This window comes from Streptomyces sp. PL-25, from assembly GCF_058344915.1.
In genome coordinates this window covers 1,175,206-1,186,687 of sequence record NZ_CP136997.1, presented here as the reverse complement: position 1 = coordinate 1,186,687, position 11,482 = coordinate 1,175,206, and the positions used below count along the sequence as shown (strand labels likewise).

The following is an 11,482-nucleotide window of genomic DNA, read 5'->3' as shown; positions in this document are numbered from 1 at the left end:
ACCGGGACGGGCGAGCGCCTGCGGGGGAGACACGCGGATCCGCCTGTCCGGCGGCCTCCGGCGGGCAGCGCACTACGGCCGTACCCCCCACCCCGCCGGGCCCCTGCCGGGCCGGCCGGTGTGCGTCCACCGCACCACCACCCGCACCGTCACCCGCACCACCACCCGCCCCCACCGCGCACGCGGGCCCGCTCACCGCCCACTCGGCCTCTCCCGAGCGGCACGGTGCGGGCGGAACTCTTACGCTCGGTTCATGTCAGAGGTGTACGCGGCCCGCCGGACCCGGCTACGGGAGCGCTGCAACGCGGGCGGCAGCGCGGCGGCGCTGGTGACTCGTCCCGCCAATGTGCGGTACCTCGCGGGCGCGGCCCCGCACGGCGCCGTCCTGCTCCTCGGAAAGCGCGAGGACCTGCTGGTGAGCCAGAGCCCGCCGGAGGACCGGCCCGGCGAGGGGCGCCCCGACGAGGCGCTGCGCACGCAGGTGCTGCCGCAGCCCGGCGGCGACCCGGCCGTCGCCGCCGCCGACCTCGCGGGCTCCCAGGGCGCCGACTCCCTCGCGATCGAGGAGCACCACGTCACCGTCGCCCGGCACCGGGCGCTGGCCTCCGTCGCGCCGGGACTGCGCATCACCGACCTGGGCAGCGCGGTGGAACAGCTCAGGGTCGTCAAGGACGAGGAGGAGATCTCCTGTCTGCGGATCGGCGCCGAGATCGCCGACCAGGCCCTGGGCGAGCTGCTGGAGTCGATCCTCGTCGGCCGCACCGAACGCCATCTGGCGCTGGAGCTGGAGCGCCGGCTCGTCGACCACGGCGCCGACGGCCCCGCCTTCCCCACCTCGGTCGCCACCGGCCCCCACTCGGGCCGCCGTGGCCACCGGCCCACCGACCGCAGGGTGGAGGAGGGCGACTTCCTCTCGGTGTGCCTGGGCGCGGCCTACCGCGGCTACCGCTGCGAGATCGGCCGCACCTTCGTGATCGGCACCTCGCCGGCGGACTGGCAGATCCAGCTCTACGACCTCGTCTTCGCAGCCCAGCGGGCCGGGCGGGAGGCGCTGACCCCCGGGGCCGCCTGCCGCGACGTGGACCGCGCGGCCCGGCAGGTGCTGGACTCGGCCGGGTACGCCGAGGGGCTGCAGTCCCTCACCGGACACGGTGTCGGACTCGAAATCGACGAGGACCCTCAGTTGGCGCCCGCGGCCATGGGTAAACTGGACGCTTGCGTGCCGGTCACCGTCGAACCGGGGGTCCACCTCCCGGGCCGGGGCGGTGTCCGGATCGATGACACGCTCGTCGTGCGCCCCGAGGCGGACGGCGGACCCGAGCTACTCACCATCACGACCAAGGAGCTGCTCGCGCTGTAGGAGTGCGCGCGCCGGGGTCGTACGTCAGTCCAGGAGATTCCGCAACCGTGGCTTCCACGAACGACCTCAAGAACGGCCTGGTGCTCAAGCTCGAAGGCGGCCAGCTCTGGTCCGTCGTCGAGTTCCAGCACGTCAAGCCCGGTAAGGGCCCGGCCTTCGTGCGCACCAAGCTCAAGAACGTGCTCTCCGGCAAGGTCGTCGACAAGACCTTCAACGCCGGCGTCAAGGTCGAGACGGCCACCGTCGACAAGCGCGACATGCAGTTCTCGTACATGGACGGCGAGTACTTCGTCTTCATGGACATGGAGACCTACGACCAGCTGATGGTCGACCGCAAGGCCGTCGGCGACGCCGCCAACTTCCTGATCGAGGGCTTCAGCGCCACCGTCGCCCAGCACGAGGGCGAGGTGCTCTTCGTCGAGCTGCCGGCCGCCGTCGAGCTGGTCGTGCAGGAGACCGAGCCGGGTGTCCAGGGCGACCGCTCCACCGGCGGCACCAAGCCCGCCACGCTGGAGACCGGCCACCAGATCCAGGTCCCGCTCTTCATCACCACCGGTGAGAAGATCAAGGTCGACACCCGTACGAGCGACTACCTCGGCCGGGTGAACAGCTAACCGTGGCTGCCCGCAACACGGCCCGCAAGCGCGCCTTCCAGATCCTCTTCGAGGGCGACCAGCGAGATGTCGACGTCCTCACCGTCCTCGCGGACTGGATCCGGCTCTCCCGGTCCGACACCCGGCAGCCGCCGGTCAGCGAGTACACGATGCAGCTGGTCGAGGGGTACGCCGGGCACGCGCGGCGGATCGACGAGCTGATCGCGCAGTACGCGGTCGGCTGGACGCTGGACCGCATGCCGGTCGTCGACCGCAACATCCTGCGGCTCGGCGCGTACGAGCTGATCTGGGCCGACGAGACGCCGGACGCCGTCGTGCTGGACGAGATGGTGCAGCTGGCCAAGGAGTTCTCCACGGACGACTCGCCGTCGTTCGTCAACGGGCTGCTCGGCCGGCTGAAGGACCTCAAGCCCTCGCTGCGCCGCGCGAGCGACGAGGCGTAGGCGCGAGCAGAGCACACACACGTCCGAGGGCCCGCAGCGCGACCGCTGCGGGCCCTCGGACGTGTCCGGGGGTCCCTGGGCGCCATGGGCACCTCCGGGCCCGCAGAAAGCCGCCGGGGTGGCCGGAACCGTCAAGTTCCGGCCACCCCGGCGGCACGTTTCTGCTGAGACTGCTGGGTCTGTGGGGGCCTGGCGTCGCTACCGGGGCCGCTGTGGCGCCTGGTGCCGCTCAGGCATCCTCGTGGGACGCCACCGCGCGGCGCGCGTCCGCGTCCAGCACGCCCCAGCTGATCAGCTGCTCGGTGAGGACCGAGGGCGACTGGTCGTAGATCACGGCGAGGGTGCGCAGGTCGTCCTGGCGGATCGAGAGCACCTTGCCGTTGTAGTCGCCGCGCTGCGACTGGATCGTCGCCGCGTAGCGCTGGAGGGGGCCCGCCTTCTCGGCCGGGACCGTGGCAAGACGCTCCAGGTCGAGGACCAGCTTCGGCGGCGGCTCGGCGGCGCCGCCGGGGGTGGTGCCCGGCAGCAGCTCCTGCACCGGCACCCCGTAGAAGTCCGCCAGCTCGGCGAGGCGCTGCACGGTCACGGCACGGTCGCCGCGCTCGTACGAACCGACCACGACCGCTTTCCATCGGCCCTGGCTCTTCTCCTCGACACCGTGGAGGGAAAGGCCCTGCTGGGTGCGGATGGCCCGGAGCTTGGCCCCGAGCTGTTTGGCGTATTCGCTGGACATATGGCTCCCCGGACACTGTGTCGACGCGGCCTGGCTGGACTGCCACGCCGGGCGGCTGGTAACTCACTGTGAGGTTACGCAGCGTTACTCTGCCGCGTCAAGCCGAATGGTCCACACCGCCTCTTCCGTGCTATCGGTGGCGCATTGAGCCGACCGGGTGAATCGGGAGCGGGAGGGGGCGGCCGGGGCGGCGCGCGGCACCTGCTACCGTGGATGGCGCAATTCCGACGTCCTTTAAGGTCCGTCCCGTGAGGCGGAGAAGGAGGTCCGTTTCGTATGGACAAGCAGGACACCCACGCAGGTCCGCAGGCGACCGATGCCCGCCCCGTGCTCGAGGGCCCCGACATCGCGCGTGTACTGACCCGTATCGCCCACGAGATCGTCGAACGCGCCAAGGGCGCCGACGACGTGGTGCTGCTCGGCATCCCGACCCGCGGCGTCTTCCTCGCCCAGCGGCTCGCGGCCAAGCTCGCCGAGATCACCGAGCGCACCGTCCCGGTCGGCTCCCTCGACATCACCATGTACCGCGACGACCTGCGCATGCACCCGCCGCGCGCGCTGGCCCGCACCGAGATCCCCGGTGACGGCATCGACGGCCGCCTGGTCGTCCTCGTCGACGACGTGCTCTTCTCCGGCCGCACCATCCGCGCCGCCCTCGACGCGCTCAACGACATCGGGCGCCCGCGCGCGGTGCAGCTCGCCGTCCTCGTCGACCGCGGCCACCGCGAACTGCCCATCCGCGCCGACTACGTCGGCAAGAACCTCCCCACGTCGCTGCGGGAGACGGTCAAGGTCCAGCTCGCCGAGGAGGACGGCCGCGACACCGTGCTGCTCGGTGCCAGGCCGGACGCCCCGGGCGAGCGGCAGCCGTAGCCCACGCGCGCGTACGCACACCGCCGTACGCCCCGCGCGTGTGCCCACGCGCGCCTCTGTGCCCGAATTCTCCCGTTCTCCCGAATGAACTGCCTTACGGAGCCTGACAGATGCAGCGTCATCTCATCTCGGCCGCCGACCTCACCCGCGACGACGCCGTCCTGATCCTCGACACCGCCGAGGAGATGGCCCGGGTCGCCGACCGGCCGATCAAGAAGCTGCCGACCCTGCGCGGCCGCACCGTCGTCAACCTCTTCTTCGAGGACTCCACCCGCACCCGGATCTCCTTCGAGGCCGCCGAGAAGCGGCTCTCCGCGGACGTCATCAACTTCACCGCCAAGGGCTCCAGCGTCTCCAAGGGCGAGTCCCTGAAGGACACCGCCCAGACGCTGGAGGCCATGGGCGTGGACGCCGTGGTCATCCGGCACAGCGCCTCCGGCGCCCCCTACCGCCTGGCCACCTCCGGCTGGATCGACGCCGCCGTGATCAACGCGGGCGACGGCACCCACCAGCACCCCACCCAGGCCCTGCTGGACGCCTTCACCATGCGCCGCCGCCTGACCGGCCGGGACACGGGACTCGGCCAGGACCTGTCCGGCAAGCGCATCACCCTGGTCGGCGACGTCCTGCACAGCCGGGTCGCCCGCTCCAACGTCGACCTGCTGCACACCCTCGGCGCCGAGGTCACCCTCGTCGCCCCGCCCACCCTGCTGCCGGTCGGCGTCACCTCCTGGCCCTGCGAGGTCTCCTACGACCTCGACGCCGCCCTCCCGAAGTCGGACGCCGTGATGATGCTGCGCGTCCAGCGCGAGCGCATGAACGCCGCCTTCTTCCCGACCGAGCGCGAGTACTCCCGGCGCTACGGCCTGGACGGCGACCGGATGGCGAAGATGCCCGAGCACGCGATCGTGATGCACCCCGGTCCGATGGTCCGCGGCATGGAGATCACCGCCGAGGTCGCCGACTCCCCGCGCTGCACGGTCGTCGAGCAGGTCGCCAACGGCGTCTCCATCCGGATGGCCGTGCTGTACCTGCTGCTCGGAGGCAACGAGCCCGCCGTCACCCACACCCGCACCAACGAGGAGAAGTAAGACCCATGAGCAAGATCCTTATCCGTGGTGCGAAGGTGCTCGGCGGCGAGCCGCAGGACGTGCTGGTCGACGGCGAGACCATCGCCGAGGTGGGGACCGGACTGCCCGCGGAGGGCGCCGAGGTCGTCGAGGCCGGCGGCAAGGTCCTCCTGCCGGGCCTGGTCGACCTGCACACCCATCTGCGCGAGCCGGGCCGCGAGGACTCCGAGACCGTGCTCACCGGCACCCGCGCCGCCGCCGGTGGCGGCTACACCGCCGTGTTCGCCATGGCCAACACCTTCCCCGTCGCCGACACCGCCGGCGTGGTCGAGCAGGTCTGGCGCCTCGGCCGCGAGCACGGCTACTGCGACGTGCAGCCCATCGGCGCCGTCACCGTCGGCCTGGAGGGCAGGAAGCTCGCCGAGCTGGGCGCCATGCACGAGTCGGCCGCCGGGGTCACCGTCTTCTCCGACGACGGCAAGTGCGTGGACGACGCGGTGATCATGCGCCGCGCCCTGGAGTACGTGAAGGCGTTCGGCGGCGTCGTCGCCCAGCACGCCCAGGAGCCCCGCCTCACCGAGGGCGCCCAGATGAACGAGGGCGTCGTCTCCGCCGAGCTGGGCCTGGGCGGCTGGCCCGCCGTCGCCGAGGAGTCGGTCATCGCCCGGGACGTGCTGCTCGCCGAGCACGTCGGCTCCCGCGTCCACATCTGCCACCTCTCGACCGCCGGCAGCGTCGAGATCGTCCGCTGGGCCAAGTCCCGCGGCATCGACGTCACCGCCGAGGTCACCCCGCACCACCTGCTGCTCACCGACGAGCTGGTGCGGACGTACAACCCGGTCTACAAGGTCAACCCGCCGCTGCGCACCGAGCGCGACGTGCACGCGCTGCGCGAGGCGCTGGCCGACGGCACCATCGACATCGTCGCCACCGACCACGCGCCGCACCCGCACGAGGACAAGGACTGCGAGTGGGCCGCCGCCGCCATGGGCATGGTCGGCCTGGAGACGGCCCTTTCGGTGGTCCAGGAGACCATGGTCGCCACCGGACTGCTGGACTGGGCGGGCGTCGCCGACCGCATGTCCGCCGCCCCGGCCCGGATCGGCCGGGCCACCGGCCACGGACGGCCCGTCTCGGCAGGCGAGCCCGCCAACCTCACCCTCGTCGACACGGAATACCGTGGGCAGGTCGACCCCGCGGGCTTCGCCTCCCGCAGCCGCAACACTCCGTACGAGGGACGCGAGCTGCCGGGCCGTGTCACCCACACGTGGCTCCGGGGCAAGGCCACGCTCGTCGACGGGAAGCTCACGTGACACCTGCAACACTGCTCGCAGCCCAGCTCACCACCTCACTCGCCGATGAGGAGAAGTCGGCCTCGGTCACCAACTGGGGCGGACGCATCGGCTGGCTGGTCGGCCTCGCCCTGTTCGTCGCGCTCGTCTACTGGCTGATGCGCGAGGGCTGGAAGTGGCGCGGCACCCTCCAGAGCGACCTGCCCGCCCTGCCCGACGCGCCGGAACACCCCGGCGAGGCGAGACTGACGATGACCGGCCGCTACCACGGCTCCACCACGGCCGGCCAGTGGCTGGACCGCATCGTGGCGCACGGCCTGGGCACCCGCAGCCGGGCCGAGCTGACCCTCACGGACGCGGGCCTCGACGTCGTACGCCCCGGCGCGCACGACTTCTTCGTCCCGGCCGCGCAGCTGCGCGGGGCCCGGCTCGACAAGGGCATCGCCGGCAAGGTCCTCTCCGAGGGCGGCCTGCTGGTGGTGACCTGGGAACACGGCGGCAAGCTGCTCGACTCCGGCTTCCGCTCCGACCGGGCGGCCGAGCACACCGAGTGGGTCGAAGCCATCAACTCCATGACCGAAGCAAGCACCACGGAAGGCGCCGAACGATGACCACCTCCACAAGGGGAACCGAGAGGGTTCCCGCCGTACTCGTCCTGGAGGACGGCCGGGTCTTCCGGGGCCGCGCCTACGGGGCCGTGGGGGAGACGTTCGGCGAGGCCGTGTTCTCCACCGGCATGACCGGCTACCAGGAGACCCTGACCGACCCGTCGTACCACCGCCAGGTCGTCGTCATGACCGCCCCGCACGTCGGCAACACCGGCGTCAACGACGAGGACGCCGAGTCCAGCCGCATCTGGGTGGCCGGCTACGTCGTGCGCGACCCCGCGCGCGTGCCGTCCAACTGGCGCTCCCGCCGCTCCCTGGACGAGGAACTGGCCGCCCAGGGCGTCGTCGGCATCAGCGGCGTCGACACCCGCGCCCTCACCCGCCATCTGCGCGAGCGCGGCGCCATGCGCGTCGGCATCTTCAGCGGCGACGCCGTCCGCGACGACGCCGCGCTGCTGGCCCGCGTCCAGCAGGCCCCCGAGATGGTCGGCGCCGACCTCTCCGCCGAGGTCGCCACCAAGGAGGCGTACGTCGTCCCGGCGATCGGCGAGAAGCGGTTCACCGTCGCCGCCGTCGACCTCGGCATCAAGGGCATGACCCCGCACCGCATGGCCGAGCGCGGCATCGAGGTGCACGTGCTGCCCGCCACCGCCACCGTGGAGGACGTGTACGCGGTCGCGCCCGACGGCGTGTTCTTCTCCAACGGCCCCGGCGACCCGGCCACCGCCGACCACCCGGTCTCCGTCATGCGGGGCGTCCTGGAGCGCGGCACGCCGCTGTTCGGCATCTGCTTCGGCAACCAGATCCTCGGCCGCGCCCTCGGCTTCGGCACCTACAAGCTGAAGTACGGCCACCGCGGGATCAACCAGCCCGTGCAGGACCGTACGACCGGCAAGGTCGAGGTCACCGCGCACAACCACGGATTCGCCGTCGACGCCCCCGCCGACCGGGTCTCCGACACCCCCTTCGGCCGCGCCGAGGTCTCCCACGTCTGCCTCAACGACAACGTGGTGGAGGGCCTCCACCTGCTCGACAAGCCGGCCTTCAGCGTCCAGTACCACCCCGAAGCGGCGGCAGGACCGCACGACGCCGCCTACCTGTTCGACCGCTTCGTTTCCCTGATGGAGGGCCAGCGTGCCTAAGCGCACCGATATCCAGTCCGTCCTGGTCATCGGCTCCGGCCCGATCGTCATCGGGCAGGCCGCCGAGTTCGACTACTCCGGCACCCAGGCGTGCCGCGTCCTCAGGTCCGAGGGCCTGCGGGTGATCCTCGTCAACTCCAACCCGGCGACGATCATGACCGACCCGGAGATCGCCGACGCCACCTACGTCGAGCCGATCACCCCGGAGTTCGTCGAGAAGATCATCGCCAAGGAGCGCCCCGACGCCCTGCTGCCCACCCTGGGCGGCCAGACGGCCCTGAACACCGCCATCTCGCTGCACGAGAACGGTGTCCTGGAGAAGTACGGCGTCGAGCTGATCGGCGCCAATGTCGAGGCCATCCACAAGGGCGAGGACCGCGACCAGTTCAAGCTGGTCGTCGAAGAGGTCCGCAAGAAGATCGGCCACGGCGAGTCCGCCCGCTCGGTCATCTGCCACACCATGGACGACGTCCTGGCGGGCGTGGACGAGCTGGGCGGCTACCCGGTCGTCGTCCGCCCCTCCTTCACCATGGGCGGCGCCGGCTCCGGCTTCGCGCACGACGAGGAGGAGCTGCGCCGCATCGCGGGCACCGGCCTCACCCTCTCGCCGACCACCGAGGTCCTCCTGGAGGAGTCCATCCTCGGCTGGAAGGAGTACGAGCTGGAGCTGATGCGCGACAAGAACGACAACGTCGTGGTCGTCTGCTCCATCGAGAACTTCGACCCGATGGGCGTGCACACCGGTGACTCGATCACCGTCGCCCCGGCGATGACCCTCACCGACCGCGAGTACCAGGTGCTGCGCGACATGGGCATCGCCATCATCCGCGAGGTCGGCGTCGACACCGGCGGCTGCAACATCCAGTTCGCGGTCAACCCCGAGGACGGCCGGGTCATCGTCATCGAGATGAACCCGCGCGTCTCCCGCTCCTCGGCCCTCGCCTCCAAGGCGACCGGCTTCCCGATCGCCAAGATCGCCGCCAAGCTCGCCGTGGGCTACACCCTCGACGAGATCCCCAACGACATCACGCGGGAGACCCCGGCCTCCTTCGAGCCGACCCTCGACTACGTGGTCGTCAAGGCCCCGCGGTTCGCCTTCGAGAAGTTCCCGAGCGCGGACTCCACCCTCACCACCACCATGAAGTCGGTCGGCGAGGCCATGGCCATCGGCCGCAACTTCACCGAGGCCTTCCAGAAGGCGCTGCGCTCCCTGGAGAAGAAGGGCAGCCAGTTCGCCTTCACCGGCGAGCCCGGCGACAAGAGGGCCCTGCTCGAAGCGGCCGTACGCCCCACCGACGGCCGGATCAACACGGTCATGGAGGCCATCCGCGCGGGCGCCACCCCCGAGGAGATCTTCGACTACACGAAGATCGACCCGTGGTTCGTCGACCAGCTCTTCCTGATCAAGGAGACCGCCGACGAACTGGCGGCGGCCCCCGAGCTGACCGCCGACCTGCTCGCCGAGGCCAAGCGGCACGGCTTCTCCGACCAGCAGATCGCCGGCATCCGCGGCCTGCGCGAGGACGTCGTCCGCGAGGTCCGGCACACCCTCGGCATCCGCCCGGTCTACAAGACGGTCGACACCTGCGCCGCCGAGTTCGCCGCGCGCACGCCGTACTTCTACTCCTCCTACGACGAGGAGAGCGAGGTCGCCCCGCGCGAGAAGCCCGCGGTGATCATCCTGGGCTCCGGCCCCAACCGCATCGGCCAGGGCATCGAGTTCGACTACTCCTGCGTCCACGCGTCCTTCGCGCTCTCCGACGCCGGGTACGAGACCGTGATGGTCAACTGCAACCCGGAGACCGTCTCCACCGACTACGACACCTCCGACCGGCTCTACTTCGAGCCGCTCACCCTGGAGGACGTCCTGGAGATCGTGCACGCCGAGCGCCAGGCGGGACCGGTCGCCGGTGTCGTCGTCCAGCTCGGCGGCCAGACACCGCTGGGCCTGGCCCAGGCGCTCAAGGACAACGGCGTGCCGATCGTCGGCACCCCGCCCGAGGCCATCCACGCCGCCGAGGACCGGGGCGCCTTCGGCCGGGTCCTCGCCGAGGCCGGCCTGCCCGCGCCCAAGCACGGCACCGCCACCACCTTCGCCCAGGCCAAGGCCATCGCCGACGAGATCGGCTACCCGGTCCTGGTGCGCCCGTCCTACGTCCTGGGCGGACGCGGCATGGAGATCGTCTACGACGAGGCCCGCCTGGAGGCGTACATCGCCGAGTCGACCGAGATCAGCCCCTCCCGGCCGGTGCTCGTCGACCGCTTCCTGGACGACGCCATAGAGATCGACGTCGACGCCCTCTACGACGGCGAGGAGCTGTACCTCGGCGGCGTCATGGAGCACATCGAGGAGGCCGGCATCCACTCCGGCGACTCGGCGTGCGCGCTGCCGCCGATCACCCTGGGCGGTTTCGACATCAAGCGGCTGCGCGCCTCCACCGAGGCGATCGCCGAGGGCGTCGGCGTCCGCGGCCTGATCAACATCCAGTTCGCGCTGGCCGGTGACATCCTCTACGTCCTGGAGGCCAACCCGCGCGCCTCGCGCACCGTCCCCTTCACCTCGAAGGCGACCGCGGTGCCGCTGGCGAAGGCCGCCGCCCGGATCTCGCTGGGCGCCACCGTCGCCGAGCTGCGCGAGGAGGGTCTGCTGCCGAGGAACGGCGACGGCGGCACCATGCCGCTGGACGCGCCGATCTCCGTCAAGGAGGCCGTGATGCCGTGGTCGCGCTTCCGCGACATCCACGGCCGCGGCGTCGACACCGTCCTCGGCCCGGAGATGCGCTCCACCGGCGAGGTCATGGGCATCGACTCCGTCTTCGGCACGGCCTACGCCAAGTCGCAGGCGGGCGCCTACGGCCCGCTGCCCACCAAGGGCCGCGCCTTCATCTCGGTCGCCAACCGCGACAAGCGGTCGATGATCTTCCCGGCCCGTGAGCTGGTCGCCCACGGCTTCGAACTGCTCGCCACCTCCGGCACCGCCGAGGTCCTCAAGCGCAACGGCATCAACGCCACGATCGTGCGCAAGCAGTCCGAGGGCACCGGCCCCCAGGGCGAGAAGACCATCGTCCAGCTCATCCACGACGGCGAGGTCGACCTCATCGTCAACACGCCCTACGGCACCGGCGGGCGCCTCGACGGCTACGAGATCCGTACGGCGGCCGTGGCCCGGTCCGTGCCGTGCCTGACGACGGTCCAGGCGCTCGCCGCCGCCGTCCAGGGCATCGACGCGCTCAACCACGGCGACGTGGGCGTCCGCTCGCTCCAGGAACACGCCGGGTTCCTGATCGCGGCCCGCGACTAGCAGCAGCCCCGAGGGGGACACCGGAAACGGTGTCCCCCTCTTCATG

At 71.3% G+C, this 11,482-nt stretch carries 10 protein-coding genes; 9 read left to right on the top strand and 1 reads right to left on the bottom strand.

Annotated features, from left to right (window positions below):
• Positions 1-253 precede the first annotated feature (253 nt).
• Genes R4Z62_RS05195 through nusB form a run of 3 tightly spaced genes read left to right on the top strand, consistent with a single transcriptional unit; the run spans position 254 to position 2,417 of the window.
• Positions 254-1,360: an aminopeptidase P family protein gene (locus R4Z62_RS05195; protein ID WP_355478702.1), complete on the top strand. Its 1,107-nt coding sequence runs from the start codon at positions 254-256 to the stop codon at positions 1,358-1,360.
• Positions 1,361-1,407: 47 nt separating this feature from the next.
• Positions 1,408-1,974 (top strand): elongation factor P, encoded by a 567-nt coding sequence (efp, locus tag R4Z62_RS05190; RefSeq protein WP_018570203.1) that lies wholly within the window; start codon positions 1,408-1,410, stop codon positions 1,972-1,974.
• Between the two features lie 2 nt (positions 1,975-1,976).
• The gene (nusB, locus tag R4Z62_RS05185) at positions 1,977-2,417 is read left to right on the top strand and encodes a transcription antitermination factor NusB (RefSeq protein WP_018570202.1); all 441 of its coding nucleotides are present in this window, start codon (positions 1,977-1,979) and stop codon (positions 2,415-2,417) included.
• Between the two features lie 229 nt (positions 2,418-2,646).
• Here the strand turns inward: nusB and bldD are convergent, their stop codons facing one another.
• Positions 2,647-3,150, bottom strand: a complete 504-nt coding sequence (gene bldD / locus R4Z62_RS05180) for a transcriptional regulator BldD (RefSeq protein ID WP_006131213.1) — start codon at positions 3,148-3,150, stop codon at positions 2,647-2,649.
• A gap of 276 nt (positions 3,151-3,426) precedes the next feature.
• On the opposite strand from bldD, the gene pyrR reads away from it, so the two are divergent.
• The 6 genes from pyrR (at position 3,427) to carB (ending at position 11,436) form a co-directional block, all read left to right on the top strand.
• Positions 3,427-4,023 (top strand): bifunctional pyr operon transcriptional regulator/uracil phosphoribosyltransferase PyrR, encoded by a 597-nt coding sequence (pyrR, locus tag R4Z62_RS05175; RefSeq protein WP_355482619.1) that lies wholly within the window; start codon positions 3,427-3,429, stop codon positions 4,021-4,023.
• 110 nt (positions 4,024-4,133) lie between these two features.
• Positions 4,134-5,114: an aspartate carbamoyltransferase catalytic subunit gene (locus R4Z62_RS05170; RefSeq protein ID WP_491519234.1), complete on the top strand. Its 981-nt coding sequence runs from the start codon at positions 4,134-4,136 to the stop codon at positions 5,112-5,114.
• A 5-nt stretch (positions 5,115-5,119) separates the two neighbouring features.
• The gene (locus R4Z62_RS05165) at positions 5,120-6,406 is read left to right on the top strand and encodes a dihydroorotase (protein ID WP_491519233.1); all 1,287 of its coding nucleotides are present in this window, start codon (positions 5,120-5,122) and stop codon (positions 6,404-6,406) included.
• Positions 6,403-6,996 (top strand): PH-like domain-containing protein, encoded by a 594-nt coding sequence (locus R4Z62_RS05160; protein WP_037896515.1) that lies wholly within the window; start codon positions 6,403-6,405, stop codon positions 6,994-6,996. Before R4Z62_RS05165 ends, R4Z62_RS05160 begins: the two co-directional genes overlap by 4 nt.
• Positions 6,993-8,135, top strand: coding sequence for a glutamine-hydrolyzing carbamoyl-phosphate synthase small subunit (carA, locus tag R4Z62_RS05155; RefSeq protein ID WP_381737089.1), 1,143 nt, complete (start codon positions 6,993-6,995; stop codon positions 8,133-8,135). The genes R4Z62_RS05160 and carA overlap by 4 nt, the downstream gene beginning before the upstream one ends.
• Positions 8,128-11,436 (top strand): carbamoyl-phosphate synthase large subunit, encoded by a 3,309-nt coding sequence (gene carB, locus R4Z62_RS05150; protein ID WP_491519232.1) that lies wholly within the window; start codon positions 8,128-8,130, stop codon positions 11,434-11,436. Before carA ends, carB begins: the two co-directional genes overlap by 8 nt.
• Positions 11,437-11,482: the final 46 nt, after the last annotated feature.